General features: G+C 60.1%; 22 protein-coding genes and 2 tRNA genes. 17 read left to right on the plus strand and 7 right to left on the minus strand.

The window, feature by feature from the left end:
- Positions 1-134 precede the first annotated feature (134 nt).
- The 4 genes from ACP7D9_RS05175 to ACP7D9_RS05190 all read left to right on the plus strand — a co-directional run bounded on the left by ACP7D9_RS05175 (position 135) and on the right by ACP7D9_RS05190 (position 4,907).
- Entirely contained in the window at positions 135-488 is a 354-nt protein-coding gene (locus tag ACP7D9_RS05175) for an MGMT family protein (RefSeq protein WP_101158364.1), read from the plus strand.
- A 43-nt stretch (positions 489-531) separates the two neighbouring features.
- Positions 532-2,091 (plus strand): AmpG family muropeptide MFS transporter, encoded by a 1,560-nt coding sequence (locus ACP7D9_RS05180; RefSeq protein ID WP_426156011.1) that lies wholly within the window; start codon positions 532-534, stop codon positions 2,089-2,091.
- 129 nt (positions 2,092-2,220) lie between these two features.
- Positions 2,221-3,936: a proline--tRNA ligase gene (locus tag ACP7D9_RS05185; protein WP_426156013.1), complete on the plus strand. Its 1,716-nt coding sequence runs from the start codon at positions 2,221-2,223 to the stop codon at positions 3,934-3,936.
- 17 nt (positions 3,937-3,953) lie between these two features.
- Positions 3,954-4,907 (plus strand): hypothetical protein, encoded by a 954-nt coding sequence (locus ACP7D9_RS05190; RefSeq protein ID WP_426156015.1) that lies wholly within the window; start codon positions 3,954-3,956, stop codon positions 4,905-4,907.
- A 94-nt stretch (positions 4,908-5,001) separates the two neighbouring features.
- Here ACP7D9_RS05190 and dinB read toward each other — a convergent pair whose 3' ends face one another.
- On the minus strand, positions 5,002-6,063 hold the full coding sequence (dinB, locus tag ACP7D9_RS05195; RefSeq protein ID WP_101157985.1) for a DNA polymerase IV: 1,062 nt from the start codon (positions 6,061-6,063) through the stop codon (positions 5,002-5,004).
- Between the two features lie 281 nt (positions 6,064-6,344).
- On the opposite strand from dinB, the gene ACP7D9_RS05200 reads away from it, so the two are divergent.
- The 5 genes from ACP7D9_RS05200 to ACP7D9_RS05220 all read left to right on the plus strand — a co-directional run bounded on the left by ACP7D9_RS05200 (position 6,345) and on the right by ACP7D9_RS05220 (position 11,794).
- A tRNA-Met gene (locus ACP7D9_RS05200) sits at positions 6,345-6,421 on the plus strand.
- Positions 6,422-6,638: 217 nt separating this feature from the next.
- A tRNA-Met gene (locus ACP7D9_RS05205) sits at positions 6,639-6,715 on the plus strand.
- A 277-nt stretch (positions 6,716-6,992) separates the two neighbouring features.
- Entirely contained in the window at positions 6,993-9,632 is a 2,640-nt protein-coding gene (gene mprF, locus ACP7D9_RS05210; protein WP_426156018.1) for a bifunctional lysylphosphatidylglycerol flippase/synthetase MprF, read from the plus strand.
- Positions 9,632-10,927: a virulence factor family protein gene (locus tag ACP7D9_RS05215; protein WP_426156019.1), complete on the plus strand. Its 1,296-nt coding sequence runs from the start codon at positions 9,632-9,634 to the stop codon at positions 10,925-10,927. Before mprF ends, ACP7D9_RS05215 begins: the two co-directional genes overlap by 1 nt.
- Before the next feature lie 555 nt (positions 10,928-11,482).
- Positions 11,483-11,794, plus strand: a complete 312-nt coding sequence (locus ACP7D9_RS05220) for a DUF3077 domain-containing protein (RefSeq protein WP_426156021.1) — start codon at positions 11,483-11,485, stop codon at positions 11,792-11,794.
- 89 nt (positions 11,795-11,883) lie between these two features.
- Here ACP7D9_RS05220 and ACP7D9_RS05225 read toward each other — a convergent pair whose 3' ends face one another.
- On the minus strand, positions 11,884-13,725 hold the full coding sequence (locus tag ACP7D9_RS05225; RefSeq protein ID WP_371918375.1) for a potassium transporter Kup: 1,842 nt from the start codon (positions 13,723-13,725) through the stop codon (positions 11,884-11,886).
- A gap of 508 nt (positions 13,726-14,233) precedes the next feature.
- On the opposite strand from ACP7D9_RS05225, the gene rimO reads away from it, so the two are divergent.
- From rimO to tsaA, 6 genes are all read left to right on the plus strand, one after another.
- The gene (rimO, locus tag ACP7D9_RS05230) at positions 14,234-15,571 is read left to right on the plus strand and encodes a 30S ribosomal protein S12 methylthiotransferase RimO (protein ID WP_041478077.1); all 1,338 of its coding nucleotides are present in this window, start codon (positions 14,234-14,236) and stop codon (positions 15,569-15,571) included.
- A 217-nt stretch (positions 15,572-15,788) separates the two neighbouring features.
- A complete protein-coding gene (locus ACP7D9_RS05235; RefSeq protein WP_426156023.1) occupies positions 15,789-16,262 on the plus strand; it encodes a GNAT family N-acetyltransferase in 474 nt (157 codons plus the stop codon).
- A 192-nt stretch (positions 16,263-16,454) separates the two neighbouring features.
- Positions 16,455-17,165, plus strand: coding sequence for an rRNA pseudouridine synthase (locus ACP7D9_RS05240; RefSeq protein ID WP_426156025.1), 711 nt, complete (start codon positions 16,455-16,457; stop codon positions 17,163-17,165).
- A gap of 70 nt (positions 17,166-17,235) precedes the next feature.
- Entirely contained in the window at positions 17,236-17,706 is a 471-nt protein-coding gene (locus ACP7D9_RS05245) for a DUF1456 family protein (RefSeq protein WP_101157969.1), read from the plus strand.
- Positions 17,707-17,835: 129 nt separating this feature from the next.
- Positions 17,836-18,606, plus strand: a complete 771-nt coding sequence (locus ACP7D9_RS05250) for an SDR family oxidoreductase (RefSeq protein ID WP_101157967.1) — start codon at positions 17,836-17,838, stop codon at positions 18,604-18,606.
- A gap of 112 nt (positions 18,607-18,718) precedes the next feature.
- On the plus strand, positions 18,719-19,417 hold the full coding sequence (tsaA, locus tag ACP7D9_RS05255; RefSeq protein ID WP_397479833.1) for a tRNA (N6-threonylcarbamoyladenosine(37)-N6)-methyltransferase TrmO: 699 nt from the start codon (positions 18,719-18,721) through the stop codon (positions 19,415-19,417).
- 181 nt (positions 19,418-19,598) lie between these two features.
- On the opposite strand, the gene fpr is transcribed toward tsaA, so the two are convergent.
- The gene (gene fpr / locus ACP7D9_RS05260; protein WP_007908723.1) at positions 19,599-20,378 is read right to left on the minus strand and encodes a ferredoxin-NADP reductase; all 780 of its coding nucleotides are present in this window, start codon (positions 20,376-20,378) and stop codon (positions 19,599-19,601) included.
- Positions 20,379-20,510: 132 nt separating this feature from the next.
- On the opposite strand from fpr, the gene ACP7D9_RS05265 reads away from it, so the two are divergent.
- Complete coding sequence (locus ACP7D9_RS05265; protein WP_397479835.1) at positions 20,511-21,437, plus strand: LysR family transcriptional regulator; 927 nt, start codon at positions 20,511-20,513, stop codon at positions 21,435-21,437.
- Here the strand turns inward: ACP7D9_RS05265 and ACP7D9_RS05270 are convergent.
- From ACP7D9_RS05270 to ACP7D9_RS05280, 3 genes are all read right to left on the minus strand, one after another.
- On the minus strand, positions 21,434-21,796 hold the full coding sequence (locus tag ACP7D9_RS05270; protein ID WP_090282071.1) for a diacylglycerol kinase: 363 nt from the start codon (positions 21,794-21,796) through the stop codon (positions 21,434-21,436). The two genes, ACP7D9_RS05265 and ACP7D9_RS05270, sit on opposite strands and share 4 nt — an antisense overlap.
- A gap of 74 nt (positions 21,797-21,870) precedes the next feature.
- Positions 21,871-22,521, minus strand: a complete 651-nt coding sequence (gene erdR / locus ACP7D9_RS05275; protein ID WP_064393119.1) for a response regulator transcription factor ErdR — start codon at positions 22,519-22,521, stop codon at positions 21,871-21,873.
- A 226-nt stretch (positions 22,522-22,747) separates the two neighbouring features.
- On the minus strand, positions 22,748-23,494 hold the full coding sequence (locus ACP7D9_RS05280) for a tRNA-uridine aminocarboxypropyltransferase (protein ID WP_426156029.1): 747 nt from the start codon (positions 23,492-23,494) through the stop codon (positions 22,748-22,750).
- A gap of 189 nt (positions 23,495-23,683) precedes the next feature.
- Between ACP7D9_RS05280 and ACP7D9_RS05285 the strand changes: the two genes are divergently transcribed.
- Positions 23,684-24,109, plus strand: a complete 426-nt coding sequence (locus tag ACP7D9_RS05285) for a PA3611 family quorum-sensing-regulated virulence factor (RefSeq protein WP_007908738.1) — start codon at positions 23,684-23,686, stop codon at positions 24,107-24,109.
- Here the strand turns inward: ACP7D9_RS05285 and ACP7D9_RS05290 are convergent, their stop codons facing one another.
- The gene (locus ACP7D9_RS05290) at positions 24,110-24,307 is read right to left on the minus strand and encodes a hypothetical protein (protein WP_101157958.1); all 198 of its coding nucleotides are present in this window, start codon (positions 24,305-24,307) and stop codon (positions 24,110-24,112) included.
- Positions 24,308-24,412: the final 105 nt, after the last annotated feature.

Below are 24,412 nucleotides of genomic sequence, written 5' to 3' on the forward strand. Positions count from 1 at the left end.
GGGTCGGCATTATCCGTAGGATTTTGCCCATGACAAGGACTGACCGGACTATTTCAATTGAGTTCATTTCTCAACTGGGCCGCGAGCGATTACGCTTGTCGCCTTCGCCACACCAATGTTCAGGAGCCGCGCACGTGAAAGACCCGCTCGACAGTGTCGAAAACGATGCGCACATCCGACGCACGGCACTCTACTCGACACTTGCCCAAGTGCCCGAAGGCAAAGTCGTCAGTTATGGTCAGTTGGCCGAACTCGCCGGACTCGGCCGCGCCGCGCGCTGGGTCGGCCGTACCTTGAGCCAGTTGCCTGACGATACCAAGCTGCCTTGGCACCGCGTACTCGGCGCCGGCGGACGCATCAGCCTGCCAGTCGGCAGCCCCTCCGGCGACGAACAACGCGCCCGACTGCGCATGGAAGGCATCTGCGTCCAGAACAATCGTGTGGATATTCGGCGCCATGGCTGGCGTCCGGTAGAGCACAGCGGTTAGAGTGCGCGCTTTGTTTCCGCAATCTTGAGGCAGACTTCAGCCCATGCCCCGTAAAACCTGGCGCGCCGCGCTCGCCGCCTATGCCAGTCCTTCGACGCTCGTGCTGTTGTTGCTCGGTTTTGCCGCCGGCCTGCCGTACATGCTGGTGTTCTCGACGCTCTCCGTGTGGCTGCGTGAAGCGGGCGTGGCCCGTGAAACCATCGGCTACGCCAGCCTGATCGGTCTGGCCTATGCGTTCAAATGGGTCTGGTCGCCGCTGCTCGACCAATGGCGCTTGCCCTTGCTGGGCAAGCTCGGCCGCCGCCGTTCCTGGCTGGTGCTCTCACAGGCACTGGTGATTCTCGGCCTGATCGGCATGGGTTTCTGTGATCCGCAGAAGCATCTGTCCTGGCTGATCGCTATTGCCGTGGTCGTCGCATTTGCCTCTGCCACGCAAGACATCGCGGTCGACGCCTATCGCCTGGAAATCGCCGATGACAGCCGCCAGGCTGCCCTGGCCGCCAGTTACATGTCGGGTTACCGCGTCGCCGCCCTGCTCGCTACCGCCGGCGCGCTGTTTTTCGCCGAAGGTTTCGGCTCCACCGGTTTCAACTATAAGCATTCAGCCTGGACCGGCACTTATGTGCTGTTCGGCGTATTGATGGTGCCGGCGCTGCTGACCTCGCTGTTTATGCGCGAGCCGCCGGTGCCGCTGCGCACGCAATTGCAGGCCGGGCGTTACACCTTCATGCATCAACTGATGTCGGTGTTCGTGCTGATCGTCCTGCTGGTGTCGGTACCGGCGATGTTCACTCAGTTGTACAACACCGATTTCGCTGGCGTGCTGTTCGGCGACATGAGCCCGCTCGACCTGCTGCTCGAAGACCGCGCCTTTCTGCGCGCCATTCTCTATACGTTGCTGACGGGGATGTGTCTGTCAGCCATGGGCCGGCGCGGCCTGGCACCGGTGCTGACGCCGGTCAACGACTTCATTCTGCGTTATCGCTGGCAGGCGCTTTTGCTGCTGGGCCTGATCGCCACCTATCGCATGTCGGACACAGTGATGGGCGTGATGGCCAACGTGTTCTACATCGACCAGGGCTTCACCAAAGATCAGATCGCCAGTGTCAGCAAGATCTTCGGCCTGATCATGACCCTCGTCGGCGCCGGCATGGGCGGCCTGTTGATCGTGCGCTTCGGTATCTTGCCGATCCTGTTCATCGGCGGAGTGGCTTCGGCGGGGACCAACCTGCTGTTCGTCATGCTCGCGGACATGGGCCCGAACCTGCAGATGCTGGTCGTGACCATTTCCCTGGACAACTTCAGCTCGGGTCTGGCGACATCGGCGTTCGTCGCCTACCTGTCGAGCCTGACCAACCTGAAGTTCTCGGCCACGCAATACGCCCTGCTCAGCTCGATCATGTTGCTGCTGCCGCGCTTGATGGGCGGCTATTCCGGCGTTCTGGTCGAGAAATTCGGCTACCACAGTTTCTTCCTCATCACCGCCCTGCTCGGCGTGCCGACGCTGGTGCTGATTGCGCTGCACTGGTTTCAGGAGCGCCGCCGCGAAGGCGCGACACCGTCGCCCGAGCCAGCACCGACGCCCGTCACCGAAGAATCGTAAGACACTTCGCCAATGGCGGGAGCAATCCCGCCGCTGGATCTTTACGCCGGCCACGCTTCTGTACGTCAGCAAAACTCGCCGGTACACTGCTCCGTCATTTCCAGTCATAGCAACCGACAACGGCCAACCATGCGCACCAGTCAATTTTTGCTCGCCACACAGAAAGAAACGCCTTCCGACGCGGTCGTGATCAGCCACCAGCTGATGCTGCGCGCCGGCATGATCCGCAAGCTTGCCTCCGGCCTGTACACATGGCTGCCGATGGGCTTGCGAGTCATGCGCAAGGTCGAAGCCATCGTTCGCGAAGAGATGAACGCCGCCGGTTCTCTGGAAGTGTTGATGCCGAGCACCCAACCGGCCGAGCTATGGCAGGAATCGGGGCGCTGGGAAGAATACGGCCCTGAGCTGCTGCGCATCAAAGACCGCCACGGTCGTGACTTCTGCGCGGGCCCGACCCACGAAGAAGTGATCACCGATCTGATGCGCAACGAGTTGAGCAGCTATAAACAGCTGCCGATCAACCTGTACCAGATCCAGACCAAGTTCCGTGACGAAATCCGCCCACGCTTCGGTTTGATGCGCGGCCGCGAATTCATCATGAAGGACTCGTACTCCTTCCACGCCGATCAGGCGTCGCTGCAGGTCACCTATGACCGCATGCACGAAGCCTATTGCAACATTTTTACGCGTCTGGGCCTGAAATTCCGCCCGGTTGAAGCCGACAACGGTTCGATCGGCGGCGCCGGCTCCCACGAATTCCACGTGCTGGCCGAGTCCGGCGAAGACGATATCGTTTTCAGCAACGGTTCCGACTACGCGGCGAACATCGAAAAAGCCGAAGCCGTGCCACGGGAAACCTCGCGCCCGGCGCCAACCGAAGAGCTGCGCCTGGTCGACACGCCAGACACCAAAACCATCGCGGCGCTGGTGGAAAAATTCAATCTGCCGATTGAAAAGACCATCAAGACCCTGATCGTGCATGCCGAAGAAGAAGGCAAGCTGATCGCGCTGGTGATTCGTGGCGACCACGAACTGAACGAAATCAAGGCTGCCAACCAGCCTGGCGTGGCCAGCCCGCTGGTCATGGCTTCCGACGCCGAACTGCGTGACGCGATTGGCGCCGGTGCCGGCTCGCTCGGCCCGCTGAACCTGCCACTGCCAATCATCATCGACCGCTCGGTCGCGATGATGAGCGACTTCGGTATTGGCGCGAACATCGACGACAAGCACTACTTCGGCGTGAACTGGGAGCGTGACCTGCCGGTTCCGACCGTTGCCGACCTGCGCAACGTCGTCGCAGGCGACCCAAGCCCGGACGGCAAAGGCTCGCTGGAAATCAAGCGCGGCATCGAAGTCGGGCACATCTTCCAGCTGGGCAACAAGTACAGCAAGGCGATGAAATGCGAAGTGCTGGGCGAGAACGGCAAGCCGGTCACCCTGGAAATGGGTTGCTACGGCATTGGCGTTTCCCGCGTGGTGGCTGCGGCTATCGAGCAGAACAACGACGCCAACGGCATCATCTGGAGCGACACCCTGGCGCCATTCCAGATCGCTCTGGTGCCGCTGCGCTATGAAACCGAGCAGGTGCGCGAAGCCACCGACAAGCTGTATGCCGAACTGACGGCGGCCGGCTTCGAAGTGCTGCTGGACGATCGCGACAAGAAAACCAGCCCGGGCATCAAGTTCGCAGACATGGAACTGATCGGCATTCCACACCGGATCGTGGTCAGCGACCGTGGCCTCGTCGAAGGCAACCTGGAATACAAGAGTCGTTCCGAAGCAGAGGCGCAAGCGCTGCCGGTGGCCGATGTTGTGTCCTTCCTTCAGGCCCGTATCCGCCGCTGAAACCAGATAGAGACGTCATGTTCAAGCGAAACACCTTAGGCCTCGGTGGCGCCGCCCTGTGCGGCGCCCTGCTGGTCAGCGGCTGCGCCAATCACATGTCGCAACGCAGCGAGCACGAAGAGCGGGTCGAGCGAAAGTTGCTTGATCACAGCCTGCAAATCGATGTCGGCGAGCCCAAGGTGCTCGAGCTGCCGCAGCGACGCGTGAAGATCAACGAGCAGAAAACTTTCGAAGTCACCGAGTTCGAGGTCACCCGCCGTTACGACCGTTACACGCCTTACCAGCCCTGGCGCGAAGTCTATGAGATTCCGCTGGGTGCGGTAGCCGTGGTCGGTGGTGTCGGTGCGAACGTAGTCAACGTGTTCGCCCTCGGCAACCTGCCGGACAGCGTCACCAGAGATTGGCTGAGCTACGGTTTCGCCGGGCTCAACCCGTTCATGAATGTGCAGTCCAATGGCCGCGCACAGCAGAACCTTGCGGGCATCGATGAAGTTCAGCGCGACAAGCGCACGGAGTATTCGAGCCTGCCTTGGAGCGAGCGACCGGTGCAGGTCAAGGCCGGCAAGCAGACCTTCGACATGACCACCGATCGCAACGGCGTGCTGCGTTTGAATCTGCTCGACAGTCCGTTTGCCGAGCATGACCTCAATCATATCGGCCGCTTGCAGATCAGCGTCGAAGACGCCAAGGACGACGTGCATTCAGACTCGACGCTGATGCTCAGCGGCCACCTGCGCGGCAAATTGCTGGAAGCACACGGGCTGATTTATGACGATCTGGAAGATGACGAGGTGAGCCAGTGGGTGCACCGGGTCAAACGCCTGTCGGAACTGGGCCTGGAAGAAGAAGCCAGCGAACTGGAGCAGAGCCTGATCGAACTCACCCGCAATGACCCTGAGTTGCAGGCTGAATTCCTCAAGGCGCTGACCAAGGACGCCGGGCGACTGGTGGCTGATCCGGGACCGAATTAAGCCCAAAAGATCGCAGCCTTCGGCAGCTCCTACAGGATGTACACCATCCCGGTGTAGGAGCTGCCGAAGGCTGCGATCTTTTTGCTTTTAAGATTCAGCGCTCAAACAACTCCATCTGCTCAAACCCGCCGCGCAGATCCTCCAGCCTCACTCCCACCCCTAACAACCGCACCGGCTTGCCGCCGCGATTGAACGCCTGCGTCAGCATCAATTGGTAACTGCCCAGATCGCGCCCCGCCCCGGCCTGCTCCAGTGTGGTCTGGGTGAAGTCATGAAATTTGACTTTGACGAAAGGCTTGCCCGGGCGGTAACTGCTGTCGATCCGCGCCATGCGGGTTTTCAGGGTGTCGAGCAGCTCAGGCAACTTGTCGAGGCAGCTGCGCAAATCCGGCAGGTCTACGTCGTAGGTGTTTTCCACGCTGATCGACTGGCGCCGACTGTCGTTGTGCACCGGTCGGTCATCGATTCCACGGGCGAGATTCCACAAGCGTTCGCCGAAACTGCCAAATTCGCGCACCAGCGCCAACCTGCCCCACTCGCGCAGGTGCTGGCAGTCAACGATGCCGAGCTTGCCGAGTTTTTCGGCAGTGACCTTGCCGACGCCGTGCAGCTTGCTCACGGGCAAACCGCTGACGAAATCCTCGACCTGATCCGGGGTGATCACAAACAAGCCGTTGGGTTTCTTCCAGTCGCTGGCGATCTTCGCCAGAAACTTGTTTGGCGCAACGCCAGCCGAGACGGTGATGTGCAGTTGATTGGAGACGCGACGGCGGATGTCTTGGGCAATACGCGTGGCGCTGCCGCCGAAATGCGCACTGTCGGACACATCCAGGTAGGCCTCGTCCAGCGACAGCGGCTCGATCAGATCGGTGTAATCGGCAAAGATCGTATGGATTTCCCTGGACGCCTCGCGGTACGCATCCAAACGCGGCTTGACGATGGTCAGATCCGGGCACAATTTCAAGGCGTGCCCCGAGGCCATCGCCGAGCGCACCCCATAGGCGCGCGCCTCATAATTGCAGGTGGCAATCACCCCGCGCCGATCGGCTGAACCACCCACTGCCAATGGCTTGCCGGCCAGACGCGGGTCATCGCGCATTTCGATGGCGGCGTAAAAGCAATCGCAGTCAATGTGGATGATTTTTCGCTGAGTCATGTCGGAAAAAGGGAACGTGGCGAGCCAGGCCGGCAGTATCTCACTGACACCTGTATATAGCACCAGTGGTGTTGAATGTTCCTGACCGGCTGTAGGAAACCGAGCATGAATTTATTTTCTCAATCAAACAAATGCATTCAATAGAGCCAGAACCCTTGCTGTGCCTGCCCTGCGGCCCGACAACCCCTCACGGAAAAACGCTAACCGTTTGAACCTGAACAGATTTATCCCAATCGGCGGTTGACACCTCGGCAAAGCTCTGTAGAATGCCGCCACACAGACGCGGGATGGAGCAGTCTGGTAGCTCGTCGGGCTCATAACCCGAAGGTCGTCGGTTCAAATCCGGCTCCCGCAACCAAACATCAAAAAAGGCTACTCGAAAGAGTGGCCTTTTTTGTGCGTGTCTGTTTTGTACATACGCGCCCTGCTCAATCGCTAACGAAACGGTAATTCGTTGCATTTCCGAAACTTACGCATCCCCTGCGACCGTTTGCCGCGATTTCGCACTTATTTGGCCCATTGCAGGATTAGCGGTTGACACCTCGCCGTTCGCCTGTAGAATGCCGCCACACAGACGCGGGATGGAGCAGTCTGGTAGCTCGTCGGGCTCATAACCCGAAGGTCGTCGGTTCAAATCCGGCTCCCGCAACCAAACATCAGAAAAGGCTACTCGAAAGAGTGGCCTTTTTTGTATCTGTGGAAAAAGTCCTTTCGCAACAATGACCTGTCATCGTGCAGTGAACCGTCCAGGATCTCAGTACCGCCGAGTTGCGACTATGCTTGAGTCGCGAACACGACGCCTGTGATCCACGACTGCCCTCGCCCACACCCGGTGAGAGGCGTAATATTTTGTGATTATTTTTTTCTACAGGGATTGGTAACTTGGCTGGATACCTCCATCCTGTCGCGCACAATCCAAGAGGTGATTGATGCGCGCCAACTCGTCTGATCCACAAGACTCCGTTACAGCAGAACAACCGATCAAACCCGAGCGTCTGCGCTGGCTGGATCGGTTCAGCAAATACCGTCAGCCGATCGGTCTGGCGGTGACGTTGCTGCTGTTTGCCATTGCCCTGATTGCTTGCCGCCATCTGCTCGCCGAGCTTGATCTCGACGCGTTGCATGACTCGATTCTCGACGTGCCCAAACCGGCCCTGCTTGGCGCCATCGGCGCGACCGTGGTCGGTTTCATCATTTTGCTCGGCTATGAATGGTCGGCCAGCCGCTACGCCGGTGTGACATTGCCACCGCGCACGCTCGCCCTCGGCGGCTTCACCGCGTTTGCGATCGGCAATGCGATTGGCCTGTCACTGCTGTCCGGCGGCTCGGTTCGTTATCGTTTATATGCGCGATTGGGCATCAGTGCGTCGGAGGTCGCGCACATGACCCTGTTCGCCAGCCTGTCGCTGGGCTGCGCCTTGCCGCCGTTGGCCGCGCTGGCCACCCTGAGCAACCTGCCTGCCGCCTCGCAAGCGCTGGGACTTTCCGAAGCCCTGCTCGGCTCGGTCGCCGCTGCCGTACTGATCCTCGGCGCAGTGCTGGTGATCGGCATCTATCGCCGCCGTCTGCCGGAACAACCCTACCCCGACAATTTGCTGGTTCGCGCCGGTCGCCGCACATTGCGCCTGCCGGGTCGGCGCCTGACCTTCCTGCAACTGGTGATCACTGCTCTCGACGTCGCGGCTGCCGCCACCGTTCTTTATTTGTTGCTGCCGCAAGCGCCGCCGTTTGCGCCGTTCCTGCTGGTGTATCTGTTGGCCTTGGCGGCGGGTGTGCTCAGTCATGTGCCGGGCGGCGTTGGCGTGTTCGAAGCGATTCTGCTCGCTGCGTTCGCCGACAAGCTCGGCGCCGCGCCATTGGCCGCGGCCCTGCTGCTGTATCGCCTGATTTACGTGGTGCTGCCGCTGCTGGTCGCTTGCGTATTGCTGCTGATCAACGAAGGCCAGCGCCTGTTTCAAACACAGACCATGCGCGCTGCATCTGGTCTGGCGGCGCCGATTCTGGCGGTGCTGGTATTCCTGTCTGGCGTGGTGCTGCTGTTTTCCGGCGCCACCCCAGAGATCGATACGCGCCTGGAGCACATTGGTTTTCTGATCCCGCATCGCCTGGTCGACGCCTCGCACTTCGGCGCCAGCCTGATTGGCGTGCTCTGCCTGTTGCTCGCGCAAGGCCTGCGCCGGCGCCTGTCGGCGGCGTGGATGCTGACCACTATTCTCTTGCTGGTTGGTGCCCTGCTCTCGCTGCTCAAAGGCTTCGACTGGGAAGAAGCCACGCTGATGACGCTGACGGCCGCGCTGCTCGGCGTGTTCCGCCGCTCCTTCTATCGCCCGAGCCGGTTGACCGAGCTACCGTTTTCGCCGCTGTATCTGGTTGCCAGCCTTTGCGTACTGGGTGCTTCAGCCTGGCTATTGCTGTTCGCCTATCAGGACGTGCCCTACAGCCATCAACTATGGTGGCAGTTCACCCTCGACGCTGACGCTCCGCGTGGCCTGCGCTCGCTGCTCGGCGCTGCGGTGTTGCTGCTGGTGATCTCGCTGACGTGGCTGCTGCGTACCGCGCGCCCGGTGATTCATCTGCCGACGCCGGACGAACTCGACCGCGCGGCAAAAATTCTCATGGCGTCATCGCAACCCGATGGCGGCCTCGCACTGACCGGTGACAAGGCGTTGCTGTTTCACCCCAACGACGAGGCGTTCCTGATGTACGCCCGCCGTGGCCGCAGTCTGGTGGCGCTGTACGACCCGATCGGGCCGAGCCAGCAACGTGCGGAAATGATCTGGCAGTTCCGCGACCTCTGCGACATCCATCACACCCGCCCGGTTTTCTACCAGGTGCGCGCGGAGAACCTGCCGTACTACATGGACATCGGTCTTACCGCGATCAAGCTGGGCGAAGAGGCCCGGGTCGATCTGCAGCGCTTTGATCTCGAAGCCAAGGGCAAGGAGATGAAGGATCTGCGCTACACCTGGAACCGTGGCACCCGCGACGGTCTGTCGCTGGAAATCCATGAGCCGGGCCAGGCGCCGATGGACGAGCTGAAAGTGATTTCCGATGCCTGGCTGACCGGCAAGAACGTGCGCGAGAAAGGCTTCTCCCTCGGCCGTTTCAGCGACGATTACCTCAAGCATTTCCGCATTGCAGTCATTCGCTTCGAAGGCCGTCCGGTGGCGTTCGCCAATCTGCTCGAGACTTACAGCCACGATCTGGCCAGTCTCGACCTGATGCGTGCGCACCCGGAAGCGCCGAAGCTGACCATGGAATTCATGATGGTCGGCCTGATTCAACATTATAAGAGTCACGGATACGCGCGCTTCAGCCTGGGCATGGTGCCGTTGTCGGGGTTGCAACCCCGGCGCGGCGCACCGCTGACCCAGCGGCTGGGCTCGATGGTGTTCCGCCGTGGTGAGCAGTTGTACAACTTCCAAGGCTTGCGCCGCTTCAAAGACAAGTTCCAGCCTGACTGGGAACCCCGTTATATGGCCGTGCCCGCCGGACTCGATCCGCTCGTGGCGCTGGCCGACACTGCCGCCCTGATCGCGGGCGGCTTGACTGGATTGGTGAAACGCTGATGATTCAACGCTCCCTGAAGTACATCCTGGCCGCCCTGCTGGTGCTGGCCGTGATTGCCGGCGGCGGTTTCTGGTACCTCAAACGCCCGGCACCGGAACCGACCGTCGAACAGCTCAAACCCGCCGATGGCGCGGCCATGACCCGCGTGATCCCGGGCAGCAAGCCGAAAGCCCAGGTGCTGGTGGCCGTCACCGACGAACAGAAGCTCACCGAGAAGCAGCTGACCACCCTCAGCCGCAGCGCCTCGGCGCAGATTGTTCAGGTGATTCTGCCAAAGGACTGCCTGCTGCAAAGCCGCGCCCTGCAATCGGGCCTGCGTGAACTGAACGGCCCGGCCACGCTGGTCAGCGGCATCGGCCCGGGCGCTGTGCTGGCGTGGCGCTGGCTGGCGGAACAGAAAGACGACAAGGCCCAGGCCATCTCCGTCGATCTGGCCCTGGAAAAACCCGGCTGCACCCACCTGCTGCCGAAATCCGCCGCCCATGGCCACTGGCTGGTGGCGTGGAACGATAACCCGGACGACGCCAGCGCAGGCTTCGTGCGCGATCAGCCGAACGCCGAAACCAGCATCAGTGACTACGACATCAACCTGCCGCAAGTGCTGAACAACGAACTGCGCAAAATCCTCGTCGGCGGCGACAAGGCCAACGGCGGCCTGGCGATCCCGGTGGTTGAAGTCCCGGCCGGCCAGGCCAACGACACCGTGACGCTGTTCCTCTCCGGCGACGGCGGCTGGCGCGACCTCGACCGCGACGTGGCCGGCGAAATGGCCAAGATCGGTTTCCCGGTGGTCGGCATCGACACCCTGCGCTACTACTGGCAGCACAAGAGCCCGGAACAAAGCGCACTCGACCTCACCGAACTGATGCAGCACTACCGGCAGAAATGGGGCACCAAGCGCTTCATCCTCACCGGCTACTCGTTCGGCGCTGACGTACTCCCGGCGATCTACAACCGCCTGCCAGAGAACGAGCAACAGCGCGTCGACGCAATCATCCTGCTCGCCTTCGCCCGCACCGGCAGCTTCGAAATCGAAGTCGAAGGCTGGTTGGGTAACGCCGGCAAAGAAGCCGCCACCGGCCCGGAAATGGCCAAGCTGCCTGCGGCCAAGGTTGTGTGTATCTATGGCGAAGAGGAAACCGACGAGAGTGGTTGCACGGACAAGACTGCAGTGGGTGAGCCGGTGAAGTTGCCTGGTGGGCATCACTTTGATGAGAACTACCCGGCGCTGGCCAAGCGCTTGGTCGAGCTGATTCAGAAGCGCCAGAGCAAGGACTCGGTGGCTGAAGAGTGATCTGAGCCACGCCCACAAAAAGCCCCCGCAACTTCGCAGTGACGGGGGCTTTTTAAATTCCAGTATCCGCGACCAAAATGTACTTGTGGGAGCGAGCCTGCTCGCGAATGCGGTGGGTCAGTTTACAGATTCGGCGACTGACACTGCGTCTTCGCGAGTAGGCTCGCTCCCACAGAAAAAAAGTGCCAGGTGTTTACTTTCGTTTACTTCCAGTCTCGCAATATCAGATGACGCCCACAGTCCTTGTAGGCAAACTCCGAATCGCGTGTTTGGGCACTTTTCCGCCCTATTGTGCTGTTTTTCCACGGGATACTCTCTGAACGTCGCTGACCCATTCAGCGATCGGGCTTGGTAACCCGGTGGAATAAGGCGCAACAGCGCACCTAATACGATTCAGGCGTATTTCCGCCTGTTGTCCAGTGTTATGGCAGCTGTGTGTGGGACGCTTTCGAGCGTGCCGGTTTCCTTGATTCCCCGGTTTACCAACCTGCGCACAGCTGCCACCCATTCGCTTGGTATCGGATGCGGCAGCTCTCGAAATCAAGGGAATTGAACATGAGCAATCAATCTGATCTTAAAATCATCGGCTTCACCCCCTTCCTCTACAACTCGGATCAAGCGTATTTCAACGTTCGCTCCGGCATCCACATAATCGATGCATTGTCCCAATCCTCCGACCTGCTATCCCTCGCCAAATCCTTCGCAGAAGACGCTGCATTCAATAGAGACACCGACCGCCATGCCTGGGCCGCGCATTACCTGACGTTGATGGGCAAAGCCTTGATTGATGATGTGATTCAGGCGCTGATGCCGCGACCCGCGCGGACGAAGACTGAATCTGAAGCGCAGATGCCTGAAAGCTTGTAGAGATTTGAAGAGCAAAAGATCTGACAGCGCCCACAAAAAAGCCCCCGCCAGCCACAAGGCTGACGAGGGCTTTTCATTTGAGGTGAAAGCTACATCTCCACCTGCGTCCCCAACTCGATCACCCGGTTCAACGGCAGATTAAAGAACCGCAAATTGCCATTGGCATTCTTCAACATGAACGCGAACAGCGCCTCACGCCAACGCGCCATGCCCTCAAGTTTCGAAGCAATCACCGTTTCCCGGCTGAGGAAGTAGGTGGTGCGCATCGGGCTGAAGTCCAGATCATCCAGATGACAAAGTTTCAGCGCCTGCGGCACGTCCGGCTCGTCGGTGAAGCCGAAGTGCAGGATCACCCGGAAAAAACCTTCACCATGGGCTTCGACCTCGAAGCGCCGCGATGGCGGCACACGCGGGATGTCTTCGTAGACCACCGTCAGCAACACCACCTGCTCATGCAGCACCTGGTTATGCAGCAGGTTGTGCAACAACGCATGCGGCACGGCGTCGGAACGAGCGGTGAGGAACACGGCGGTGCCCTGCACGCGATGCGGCGGTTGTACGCGGATGCTGCTGATGAAGATCGGCAGCGGCAATGCGCCTTCGTCGAGGCGTTCGACCAGCAGTTGTTTACCGCGCTTCCAGGTGGTCATCAGCACGAACAGGGCGATACCGGCGATCACCGGGAAGGCGCCGCCCTGGACGATCTTCGGCACGTTGGCAGCGAAGTACAAGCCATCCACCAGCAGGAAGCCGAGCAGCACCGGGACTGCGAGGATCGGTGGCCACTTCCACAGCAGCAGCATGACCGCCGACACCAGAATGGTCGTCATCAACATGGTGCCGGTCACTGCGACGCCATAGGCCGAGGCCAGTGCACCGGAGGATTCGAAGCCCAGCACCAACAGCACCACGCCGACCATCAGCGCCCAGTTCACCGCGCCGATGTAGATCTGGCCCTGCTCGTCGCTGGAGGTGTGCTGAATGTACATGCGCGGGATGTAGCCGAGCTGGATCGCCTGACGGGTCAGAGAGAACGCGCCGGAAATCACCGCTTGCGAGGCGATCACCGTGGCCAGGGTCGACAGGCCGACCAGCGGAATCAGCGCCCAGCTCGGCGCCAGCAAATAGAACGGGTTGCGCGCGGCGTCAGGGTTATCCAGCAGCAAGGCGCCCTGGCCGAAATAGTTCAGCACCAGCGCCGGCAGCACCAGCAGGAACCAGGCGCGGGCGATCGGCTTGCGGCCGAAGTGGCCCATGTCGGCGTACAGCGCTTCCGCGCCAGTGAGCGCCAGCACTACCGCGCCGAGGATCGCGACGCCCATGCCCGGGTGCACGACAAAAAAATTCACCGCCCACATCGGGTTCAGTGCGTGCAGCACTTCCGGCGTGTGGCTGATGCCATACACACCGAGGGCGCCAAGGACGAGAAACCAGGTGACCATGATCGGCCCGAAGAGGATGCCGATCCGCGCGGTCCCGTGGCGCTGGATCAGAAACAGCGCGACCAGCACCACCAAAGACAGCGGCACCACCCAGTGATCGATGCCTTCAAACGCCAGACCCAGACCTTCAATCGCCGACAATACCGAGATCGCCGGGGTGATCATGCTGTCGCCGTAAAACAGCGCCGCGCCGATCAGGCCGCAGACCACCAGCAACGAGCGCAACTTGCGTCGATGCCCCGCCGCTCGTCGTGCCAGCGCTGTGAGGGCCATGATCCCGCCTTCGCCCTGGTTGTCCGCGCGCAGGACGAACATCATGTACTTGATCGAGACCACCCAGATCAGCGACCAGAAGATCAACGACAGAATGCCGAGCACACCGTCGTGATTGACCGGCACGCCGTATCCGCCGGAAAACACTTCTTTGAGTGTGTACAACGGGCTCGTGCCGATGTCGCCGTAAACCACCCCGACCGCCGCGACCAGCATGCTCAGCGGTCTGCTCGCCGAACCTTCGGCGCCCGCCGCATGACTACTTGCCTGACCCATCCAACACTCCTGATCTCAATACCGGCTTCTTCGAATGAAGCACTACGCTTTGTGGTGCAGCATGCGCTGTTTTACCTGTTGTTACAGACTAATGATTGACTGCAAAAAATCGGTAAAGCTCAACGGCGCGAAGCATAGCGCAGCACTCGTCGTATTTCCCCGTATAAAGCTGGTCAAGTGCGTTGCCCGCCGCTAGAATTGCGCACTTTTTGATCAGAGGCGCACGAAACGTCCTGTCTCGCGAATCACTGCTGCTTTTTGACGGTGCCTGTTGTCGCCATGCTGCGTTGCCGCTTCTCGCCATAGCGCGCTATGACTCGGCGCGGCGCCTTGCCTGACGACAACAGTCACTCGTCAAAAAACAGCGGATTCACGAGACAGGACGTAAAGCGCCCATCCGTCCGCTGCCGCGCGTGGCCAGCGACGTCACAAAACACCGAGGTTAGACATGTCCACCACTCCTGCGCCGGCCAATCCAAAGGTTGGCTTCGTATCTCTGGGTTGCCCGAAAGCACTGGTCGACTCCGAGCGCATCCTGACCCAGCTGCGCATGGAAGGCTATGACGTGGTGTCCACCTATCAGGACGCCGACGTCGTGGTGGTCAACACCTGCGGTTTCATCGATTCGGCCAAGGCTGAGTCGCTGGAAGTGATCGGTGAAGCGATCAAGGAAAACGGCAAGGTCATCGTCACTGGCTGCATGGGTGTGGAAGAAGGCAATATTCGCAACGTACACCCGAGCGTGCTGGCCGTGACCGGCCCGCAGCAGTACGAGCAAGTGGTCAACGCCGTGCACGAAGTGGTGCCGCCGCGTCAGGATCACAACCCGCTGATCGACCTGGTGCCGCCGCAAGGCATCAAACTGACCCCGCGTCACTACGCCTATCTGAAGATTTCCGAAGGCTGCAACCACAGCTGCTCGTTCTGCATCATCCCGTCGATGCGCGGCAAACTGGTCAGCCGTCCGGTTGGCGATGTGCTCGACGAAGCCCAGCGCCTGGTCAAATCCGGCGTTAAAGAGCTGTTGGTGATCTCGCAAGACACCAGCGCTTACGGCGTCGACGTGAAATACCGCACCGGTTTCTGGAACGGCGCGCCAGTGAAAACCCGCATGACCGAGCTGTGCGAAGCGCTGAGCACGCTGGGCGTCTGGGTCCGCTTGCACTACGTTTATCCGTACCCGCACGTCGACGAGCTGATCCCGCTGATGGCCGCCGGCAAGATCCTGCCGTACCTGGACATCCCGTTCCAGCACGCCAGCCCGAAAGTCCTGAAGTCGATGAAACGCCCGGCGTTTGAAGACAAGACCCTGGCGCGCATCAAGAACTGGCGCGAAATCTGCCCGGACCTGATCATCCGTTCGACCTTCATCGTCGGCTTCCCGGGCGAAACCGAAGAAGACTTCCAGTACCTGCTCAACTGGCTGACCGAAGCGCAGCTCGACCGCGTCGGCTGCTTCCAGTACTCGCCGGTCGACGGCGCGCCGGCCAACGATCTCGACCTGGAAGTGGTGCCGGACGACGTCAAGCAAGACCGTTGGGAGCGCTTCATGGCGCATCAGCAGGCGATCAGCTCGGCACGCCTGCAAATGCGCATTGGTCGTGAGATCGAGGTGCTGGTGGATGAAGTCGATGAACAAGGCGCGGTCGGCCGCTGCTTCTTCGATGCGCCGGAGATTGACGGTAACGTGTTCATCGACAATGGCAGCAACCTGAAGCCGGGCGACAAGGTCTGGTGCAAGGTGACTGACGCCGACGAATACGATTTGTGGGCTGAGCAGATCTAAGCACCACGCAAAACCTGTGGGAGCGGGCTTGCTCGCGAAAGCGGTGAGTCAGTCAGTGAAGATGTCGGCTGATGTGACGCATTCGCGAGCAAGCCCGCTCCCGCAAGGGACAGTGCAGAATTCCAAAGCCTCGCTCTTTTTCAGGATGCGGGGCTTTTTTGCGGCTATCGTTTAGCGGGGGACGGACTCCCTTCAACTGCACAAGAGGCACACGCACATGCGTCAGCATTCGGTCATCCACACACCGAAAATCAGTGATTACGAAGAACTGGCCCGGGTCTGGGAGGCCTCGGTTCGTGCTACTCACCAATTCCTGCCGGACAGCTACATCGAGCTGCTGCGCAATCTGGTGCTCACCCGCTATCTCGACGCGGTGATGCTGATCTGTACCAAAGATGCCCAGCAGCGCATTACCGGGTTTGCCGGGGTAGCGGCGGGAAAGATTGAAATGCTGTTTATTGACCCCAGCCATCGCGGTCAAGGCCTCGGCAAGCAGTTGCTCCGATATTCGATCGAACGGCTGAACGCCGACGAACTCGACGTCAACGAACAGAACCCGCAGGCACTGGGATTTTATGAGAAACAGGGATTCGAAGTGATCGGCCGCTCCGAGGTCGATGGCATGGGCCAGCCGTATCCGTTGTTGCACATGCGGTTGCGGCAGTCCCTGCAACGCTCAAGCAACGGCTGACACAGCACAAAACAAACTGTGGGAGCGGGCTTGCTCGCGAAAGCGGTGCATCAGTCACTGCAAATATTGACTGACAGGACGCCTTCGCGGGCAAGCCCGCTCCCGCATTGAATACAGCGCCTGCAAATGGAACCGGGCTTAACCGCTTCCACACAGGTACAATGCCCACCCCTTTTTTGTTACGGCCCCGTCATGACTGACCCGATTCGCCTCTCCAAACGCCTCATTGAACTGGTCGGTTGCTCCCGCCGGGAGGCCGAGCTGTTCATCGAGGGCGGCTGGGTCACCGTGGACGGCGAAGTCATTGATGAGCCGCAATTCAAGGTCGGCGAGCAGAAGGTAGAGCTCGACAAGGACGCCAAGGCCACCGCACCTGAGCCGGTGACCATCCTGCTCAACGCGCCCGCCGGCATGGACGTCGAAACCGCCATGCAGTCGCTCAGCGCCGAAACCCTCAGCCAAGAGCACCGTTTCAGCAAGCGCCCTTTGCGCGGGCACTTCCTGCGCCTGACCGCCAGCGCTGACCTGCAGCCCAAGGCCAGCGGGCTGCTGGTGTTCACCCAGGACTGGAAAATCCTGCGCAAGCTCACCGCCGACGCGGCGAAGATCGAGCAGGAATACATCGTTGAAGTCGAAGGTGAGATGGCTGCCCACGGCCTCAATCGTTTGCAACACGGCCTGACTTACAAGGGCAAAGAGCTGCCGCCCGTCAAAGCCAGCTGGCAGAACGAAAACCGTCTGCGCTTCGCCATGAAAAACCCGCAGCCGGGAATCATCGCGCAGTTCTGCGAAGCGGTCGGCCTGAAGGTCATCGGCATCCGCCGCATCCGCATCGGCGGCGTGTCGATCGGCAAGGTCCCGCTCGGCCAATGGCGTTACCTGTCCGGCAAAGAGAAGTTCTGACACTTGCACTGTCGCCATATATTTCGGCAGCGTTTACGAGCGCTGCCCACCACGCATCAGGAATACCGACATGGTTCATAACGACGTACTGCGCAGCGTGCGCTACATGCTCGACATCAGCGACAAGAAAGTCGTCGAGATCATCAAACTCGGCGGCATGGACGTAGCGCTCGCTGACGTGGTGACCTGGCTCGACAAAAAGGAAGAGGACGAAGAAGGTTTCGTGCGCTGCCCGGACGAAGTCATCGCACACTTCCTCGATGGCCTGGTGATCTTCAAACGCGGCAAGGATGAAAGCCGTCCGCCGCAGCCAATCGAAGTGCCGGTAACCAACAACATCATTCTGAAAAAGCTGCGCGTGGCCTTCGAACTGAAAGAAGACGACATGCACGCAATCCTCAAGGCTGCCGAGTTTCCGGTGTCCAAGCCTGAGCTGAGCGCGCTGTTCCGCAAGGTCGGACACACCAACTATCGCCCGTGTGGCGACCAGTTGCTGCGTAACTTCCTCAAGGGCCTGACCCTGCGCGTCCGCCCTGCCTGATGCCCTTGTGCGGCGGCCACTGATGGTCGCCGCCGCTGCGCATGACCGCTTATTCCCTGCAAAAATAATGGCTCCGCTTTTCGCGGCTGACGACTAGGGTGTACTGACCCCTAATCTTCAGGACTCGCCATGCATCCCTACTTTTCCCTGCAAGGCCGCACCGCTCTGGTGACCGGCGGCACCCGTGGTATCGGCAAAATGATCGCCAAGGCGTTCGTCGAGGCCGGCGCCCATGTTTATGTGTGCTCGCGCGACGTTGAAGCCTGCCATCAAACCGCTGTAGAACTTGGCACGCTGGGCACTTGTCACGGCGTGGCGGCGAATCTGGCCACCGAGGACGGTGTGCGGGAATTGGCTGCGCGCCTGGGTGAGCAGATCACTCATCTGGATATTCTGGTGAACAACGCCGGCACCACGTGGGGTGCGCCGCTGGAGAGCTATCCGGTCAAAGGCTGGGAAAAGGTCATGCAGCTCAACGTGACCTCGGTGTTCAGCTGCATTCAGCAGTTCCTGCCGCTGCTGCGCAAGGCTGGCTCGGCGGCGAATCCGGCGCGGATCATCAATATCGGTTCGGTGGCGGGCATTTCTTCGTTTGGCGAGCAGGCGTATGCCTATGGGCCGAGCAAAGCGGCGTTGCATCAGTTGTCGCGGATTCTCGCGCGGGAACTGGTGAGCCAGCACATCAACGTCAACGTGATTGCACCGGGGCGCTTTCCGAGCAAGATGACGCAACACATTGGTAACGATGAGCAGGCGCTGGCCGAGGACACCGCACTGATCCCGATGAAACGCTGGGGGCGCGAGGAAGAGATGGCAGCGCTGGCGATCAGTCTGGCGAGTACCGCTGGGGCTTACATGACCGGGAATATCATTCCGCTGGATGGTGGGTTCAGTCTGTAGGTGGGCGGTGCGGCATGTGCGAGCAGGCTCGCGAAGAGGCCAGCCCTGTCACCACCAGACTTGAAGCGAGCCGGGTTATCATGCCCGCCCTACCCCGATTCGATTCCAGACCATGACTTACAGCGTCTCCCCCATCGGCTTCGTGCGCTCCTGTTTCAAGGAGAAGTTCGCCATCCCCCGCCAGCCACAACTGGCCTCGGCCGCCCGTGGCGTGCTGGAACTGGTCGCGCCGTTTGATCAGGGTGACGCCGTGCAGGGGCTGGAGCAGGTCAGCCACATCTGGCTGTTGTTCCTGTTTCATCAGGCGCTCGAAGAAAAACCGCGCTTGAAGGTGCGCCCGCCTCGGCTGGGCGGCAACAAATCGATGGGCGTGTTCGCCACCCGCGCCACGCACCGCCCCAACGGCATTGGCCAATCGGTGGTGAAGCTCGACAGGGTAGAAGCCAATCGACTGTTTATCTCCGGGATCGATCTGCTCGACGGCACGCCTGTGGTGGATATCAAACCCTATGTTCCGTATGCCGACATCATCCCTGGGGCGACCAATGACATCGCCAACGCCGCGCCGCAATTGATCGACGTGCAGTGGGCAGAGTCGGCCTTGAAACAAGCGCACACCCACGCTCAGCGGCTCGATGAGCCGTTGGTTGAGCTGATCGAGCAGTGTCTGGCGCAGGATCCGCGCCCGGCCTACCAGACGCCGGCACCGGAACGTGAATACGGCGCGCAGTTCTGGGATCTGGACGTGCGCTGGCATTATCCGACGCCCGAGCAGATCCGCGTGCTGGAAGTCATCCCGGCCGGGGATTGATGCTCACGGTCGATGTAGGAGCTGCCGAAGGCTGCGATCTGTTGATCTTGCTTTTAAGATCAAGATCAAAAGATCGCAGCCTTCGGCAGCTCCTACAGGAGATTGTCGTAAGCATGGGGAAATGTGTCGGGCATAAAAAAGCCCCCATTGCCTGCAAGGCAATGGGGGCTCTCTGTAGCGCTTACTTCTCGACGAACGCACGCTCGATCAGGTAATCACCCGGCTCGCGCATCCGCGCCGAGATCTTCAGGCCGAAGCTGTCGAGCACTTCGCTGGTCTCATCGAGCATGCTCGGGCTGCCGCAGATCATCGCGCGGTCGTCCTGCGGGTTGATCGGTGGCAGGCCGATGTCGCTGAACAACTTGCCGCTGCGCATCAGATCGGTGAGACGGCCCTGATTCTCGAACGGCTCGCGGGTCACGGTCGGGTAGTAGATCAGCTTGTCACGCAGCGCTTCGCCGAAGAACTCGTTCTGCGGCAGGTGCTCGGTGATGAATTCGCGATAGGCGACTTCGTTGACGTAGCGCACGCCGTGAACCAGGATCACTTTTTCAAAGCGCTCGTAGGTTTCCGGGTCCTGAATCACGCTCATGAATGGCGCCAGGCCGGTACCGGTGCTCAGCAGGTACAAGTGCTTGCCCGGGTTCAAGTCATCAAGGACCAGGGTGCCGGTAGGCTTTTTCGAGATGATGATCTCGTCGCCTTCCTTCAGGTGCTGCAACTGGGAGGTCAGCGGGCCGTCCTGCACCTTGATGCTGAAGAATTCCAGATGCTCTTCCCAGTTCGGGCTGGCGATCGAGTAAGCGCGCATAAGCGGGCGGCCGTTGGGTTGTTGCAGGCCGATCATCACGAACTGACCGTTCTCGAAGCGCAGGCCCGGATCGCGGGTGCACTTGAAGCTGAACAGAGTGTCGTTCCAGTGATGAACACTGAGGACACGCTCGTGGTTCATGTTGCTCATGTACGTTTGACTCCTGGAGATTGGTCTGCGCGGCTCATTGAGGCTTAACGTGCGCAATTGCATCGCATTCTAATAGCGACGACAATATCTGTTAACTGGATTATTAAGATAAGGGTTATCGGTTATATCGATATGCGATTTACTCTCCGTCAACTGCAAGTTTTCGTCGCCGTCGCCCAACAGGAAAGCGTATCCCGTGCTGCGGGTCTGCTCAACCTCTCGCAGTCGGCGGCCAGCACGTCGATCACCGAACTCGAGCGCCAGTCCAGCTGCCAGCTGTTTGATCGCGCCGGCAAACGCCTGAGCCTCAACGCCCTCGGCAAACAACTGTTGCCGCAAGCGGTTGCCCTGCTCGATCAGGCCAAGGAAATCGAAGACCTGCTCAACGGCAAATCCGGTTTCGGCTCTTTATCAGTGGGGGCGACGCTGACCATTGGCAACTATCTGGCCACCCTGCTGATCGGCAGCTTCATGCAGCTGCACCCGGAAAGCCAGGTCAAACTTCATGTGCAGAACACTGCCAATATCGTGCAACAAGTGGCGCACTACGAAATTGATCTGGGTCTTATTGAAGGCGATTGCAGCCACCCCGACATCGAAGTGCAGAGTTGGGTCGAGGATGAGCTGGTGGTGTTCTGCGCGCCGCAGCATCCGTTGGCCAAACGCGGCAGCGCGACGATGGAGGAGCTGACCCACGAGGCGTGGATTCTGCGCGAACAAGGCTCTGGAACACGCCTGACCTTCGATCAAGCCATGCGCCACCATCGCAGCGCGCTGAACATTCGTCTGGAGCTTGAGCACACCGAAGCGATCAAACGCGCAGTGGAATCAGGCTTGGGGATTGGCTGCATTTCGCGGCTGGCGCTGCGCGATGCCTTCCGGCGTGGCAGCCTGGTGCCGGTGGAGACGCCAGATCTGGACTTGGCGCGGCAGTTCTACTTCATCTGGCATAAACAGAAATATCAGACCTCGGCCATGCGCGAGTTTCTCGATCTCTGTCGCGCCTTCACCGCCGGGGTGCAGCGCAGCGACGAGATCGTCTTGCCGACCATCGCTTAAAGCAGAATCACCGCCCACACCAGCGCAATCATGCTCAACGCCACAAACTGCGCAGCGCTGCCCATGTCCTTGGCGTTCTTCGACAGCGGGTGCAATTCCAGCGAGATGCGGTCAATGGCCGCTTCCACTGCGGAGTTGAGCAGTTCGACAATCAGCGCCAGCAAGCAGACTGCGATCAACACTGCCTGCTCGACACGGCTGACATTGAGGAAGAATGTCAGTGGAACCAGCACCACGTTGAGCAGCACCAATTGGCGGAACGCCGCTTCGCCGGTGAAGGCTGCGCGCAGGCCATCGAGCGAATAGCCGGACGCGTTGAGGATGCGTTTCAGGCCGGTCTGGCCCTTGAAAGGTGACATAAGAAAGAGACCAGCCAAAAAGGAGTGGGGAAGCTAGATCAACGAAAGTCAAAAAAGCGTGAAACCGCCAGCGTTCACTGGCTCGGAATTGACTCAAGTTGTTGCAGCAGTAAAGCCGCTTGCGTGCGAGTGCGCACGTTCAATTTACGAAAAATAGCGGTGACGTGGGCTTTGATGGTCGCTTCCGACACGCTCAACTCATAGGCAATCTGCTTGTTCAGCAGGCCTTCGCAGACCATGGTCAGCACGCGGAACTGTTGTGGGGTCAGGCTGGCGAGCCCGTCGCTGGCGGCTTTGGCTTCATCGGAAACGGCGACCGCTTCGAAGGCTTGCGGCGGCCAGAACACATCGCCATCGAGCACTTTGCGCACGGCCTGCTGAATCACGCTGAGGTCGCTGGACTTGGGAATAAAACCACTGGCACCGAACTCGCGGGATTTGACCATTACCGACGCTTCTTCCTGCGCCGAGACCATCACCACCGGAATCTGCGGGTACTGTCCGCGCAGCAGCACCAAGCCGGAAAAGCCGTAAGCGCCGGGCATGTTCAGGTCCAGCAGGACCAGGTCCCAGTCAGCCTTTTCAGTGAGGCGGGTTTCCAGTTCCGCGATGCTCGCCACTTCCACCAGGCGTACATCCGGGCCAAGGCCCAGGGTCACCGCTTGGTGCAGGGCGCTGCGAAACAGGGGGTGATCATCGGCAATCAGGATGTCGTATGTGGCCATTTTTCAAATGATCCTGTTTTTTGATGGCAGACGCGGTGCATTCCGGTCTGGCCAAAGCAACTCAAGATGTCGCTTTTTGAAGCGATATCCACAGGGGCACGTTCAACGCCAATCAACAGCAAACACGGCGTTTCAAACCTTGGCCGCACCCTAATCGGCGCCCAGCATGCCCAGCGAAGCCGGGGTGGTCAAGCAGCGCGGCCGCTGGCTCGTACAGTATGGGCCACTATTGCGCCAACTCCGGCTGCGGCTTTCGTATATAGGGCAACAACTCGGTGTGCGCCGGAGTCGATTCGTTCATGTCCAGTTGCTGCTTGGCACCGAGGTAATGCTGGCTGAACACATCAAAATAAGCATCCAGCGCCGAAGCGGCAGCGCTGTCACCGGCCAGTTCGAGGCACAACGCCGCGACTTCTGCGGTGCACAGGTGCTCGCTGCGGGTCGACCGGCGCAGGCGATACCGCGAGAGTTTGTCGGGCAACAGGCTGAGGATCGGCAAACGTTCGAAATATGGACTTTTGCGGAAAATCTTGCGCGCCTCGGTCCAGGTCGCATCGAGCAAAATGAACAGCGGGCGCTTGCTGCTATCGACGGAGACGGTATTGGTCACCCGAGACGGCTCGACGTATTCACCGGGAAACACCAGGTACGGCTGCCATTGCGGATCGTTGAGCAGTGCAAGCATCTGCGGGTCGGGCTCTGTGCGCGACCAGATAAACGCATGGTTGTCGCGCACCACGTCGGCAATCAGCCAACCGGTGTTGCTTGGCTTGAACACTTCCTTGCCAGTCATGATCAGGCACACGCCGGAGCGGGTGTCGACGCTCGGCCGCCACGCGCACAGGCAATGGCTGATAATGACCCGGCAATCGCGGCAACGCTCGGAGCGAAAGCCGCGCGCCTGAATCGGCTTGATGCCCTCGTCCTCGCGCTGATCACGCAGGCGGGCCACGGCGTTAGGGGCATGGTTCATCGCAGGCAACACCGGCAGACAGGGAAACTCGACACGAATGACACTCGGCAGGGCAATAAAGGCCGGCAGTTTACCAGAGCGACGGCCACAAGCCTGTACCGTCCAGACCGGCTCCCCTATAATTCGCCGCCACTGAACGCACCGCCCCGTGACGGGTCGAACCACCAGTCACTGAATCAGGAGAGTTTCATGCTGCGCCTTATCGTTCCCACCGCTGCCATTCTGCTGGCGTCGTCCTTTACCGCTCAGGCTGCGTCCCTGAGTGAGCAGAATCTGAACAGAGAGCTGCGCAACGTCGCCGCCCAAAGCAGCGTCGGCACGCCACGGGCGATCAATGAAGACATTCTTGATCAAGGCTACACCGTCGAAGGCACGCAACTGATCAACCATCTGAGCGTGCAAAAGAGCCACGCAGACAAGATGCGCGCCGATCCCAAGGCTGTGTATTTCCAGTTGGGTGCGTCGGTCTGCAACAACCCGTCGTATCGCAAGCTGATGGCCAAGGGCGCGATCATGCGTTACGACTTCACCGAAGTGAAAACCAACAAGGCCATCGGCTCGGCCAGCTATCAGGAATCCGATTGCCCGAAAGCCGCGCCAGCGAAGAAGAAGTAATCAGCGCGAAGCGTTAGCGCGCCGCTGCTCATCCTCGGCGCGCAATTCGGCGACCAGAGCCTGCAAATAGCGCGAGCGACGCTCGCCGCCCGCCAATCGTCGGCAGCACTCTTGCTCAAGGCTCAATTGATGAGCCTTGGCCGACTCTTGCAACATTCGATACAGCTGCGTATCGATTTCCAGAACCACTCTGGCCATGCATCCCGCCTCCTTGCCACCACGAATCCTTGAGTTGCCTTTGCCTTGCGCCAATGCAAGGTTGTCTTGCGACATCTGTATTTGAGTAAATCAGACTGATGGCCC

It is taken from the genome of Pseudomonas sp. TSRC2-2, assembly GCF_049897785.1.
In the GTDB taxonomy this organism is placed as follows: domain Bacteria; phylum Pseudomonadota; class Gammaproteobacteria; order Pseudomonadales; family Pseudomonadaceae; genus Aquipseudomonas.

Excerpts from the sequence above, each read along its gene's own strand:
- ACP7D9_RS05180 (WP_426156011.1), top strand. The coding sequence starts at position 532 with ATGCCCCGTAAAACCTGGCGCGCCGCGCTCGCCGCCTATGCCAGTCCT.
- ACP7D9_RS05185 (WP_426156013.1), top strand. The coding sequence starts at position 2,221 with ATGCGCACCAGTCAATTTTTGCTCGCCACACAGAAAGAAACGCCTTCC.
- ACP7D9_RS05190 (WP_426156015.1), top strand. The coding sequence starts at position 3,954 with ATGTTCAAGCGAAACACCTTAGGCCTCGGTGGCGCCGCCCTGTGCGGC.
- dinB (WP_101157985.1), bottom strand. The coding sequence starts at position 6,063 with ATGACTCAGCGAAAAATCATCCACATTGACTGCGATTGCTTTTACGCC.
- mprF (WP_426156018.1), top strand. The coding sequence starts at position 6,993 with ATGCGCGCCAACTCGTCTGATCCACAAGACTCCGTTACAGCAGAACAA.
- ACP7D9_RS05215 (WP_426156019.1), top strand. The coding sequence starts at position 9,632 with ATGATTCAACGCTCCCTGAAGTACATCCTGGCCGCCCTGCTGGTGCTG.
- ACP7D9_RS05220 (WP_426156021.1), top strand. The coding sequence starts at position 11,483 with ATGAGCAATCAATCTGATCTTAAAATCATCGGCTTCACCCCCTTCCTC.
- ACP7D9_RS05225 (WP_371918375.1), bottom strand. The coding sequence starts at position 13,725 with ATGCTGGTCGCGGCGGTCGGGGTGGTTTACGGCGACATCGGCACGAGC.
- rimO (WP_041478077.1), top strand. The coding sequence starts at position 14,234 with ATGTCCACCACTCCTGCGCCGGCCAATCCAAAGGTTGGCTTCGTATCT.
- ACP7D9_RS05235 (WP_426156023.1), top strand. The coding sequence starts at position 15,789 with ATGCGTCAGCATTCGGTCATCCACACACCGAAAATCAGTGATTACGAA.
- ACP7D9_RS05240 (WP_426156025.1), top strand. The coding sequence starts at position 16,455 with ATGACTGACCCGATTCGCCTCTCCAAACGCCTCATTGAACTGGTCGGT.
- ACP7D9_RS05245 (WP_101157969.1), top strand. The coding sequence starts at position 17,236 with ATGGTTCATAACGACGTACTGCGCAGCGTGCGCTACATGCTCGACATC.
- ACP7D9_RS05250 (WP_101157967.1), top strand. The coding sequence starts at position 17,836 with ATGCATCCCTACTTTTCCCTGCAAGGCCGCACCGCTCTGGTGACCGGC.
- tsaA (WP_397479833.1), top strand. The coding sequence starts at position 18,719 with ATGACTTACAGCGTCTCCCCCATCGGCTTCGTGCGCTCCTGTTTCAAG.
- fpr (WP_007908723.1), bottom strand. The coding sequence starts at position 20,378 with ATGAGCAACATGAACCACGAGCGTGTCCTCAGTGTTCATCACTGGAAC.
- ACP7D9_RS05265 (WP_397479835.1), top strand. The coding sequence starts at position 20,511 with ATGCGATTTACTCTCCGTCAACTGCAAGTTTTCGTCGCCGTCGCCCAA.
- ACP7D9_RS05270 (WP_090282071.1), bottom strand. The coding sequence starts at position 21,796 with ATGTCACCTTTCAAGGGCCAGACCGGCCTGAAACGCATCCTCAACGCG.
- erdR (WP_064393119.1), bottom strand. The coding sequence starts at position 22,521 with ATGGCCACATACGACATCCTGATTGCCGATGATCACCCCCTGTTTCGC.
- ACP7D9_RS05280 (WP_426156029.1), bottom strand. The coding sequence starts at position 23,494 with ATGAACCATGCCCCTAACGCCGTGGCCCGCCTGCGTGATCAGCGCGAG.
- ACP7D9_RS05285 (WP_007908738.1), top strand. The coding sequence starts at position 23,684 with ATGCTGCGCCTTATCGTTCCCACCGCTGCCATTCTGCTGGCGTCGTCC.
- ACP7D9_RS05290 (WP_101157958.1), bottom strand. The coding sequence starts at position 24,307 with ATGGCCAGAGTGGTTCTGGAAATCGATACGCAGCTGTATCGAATGTTG.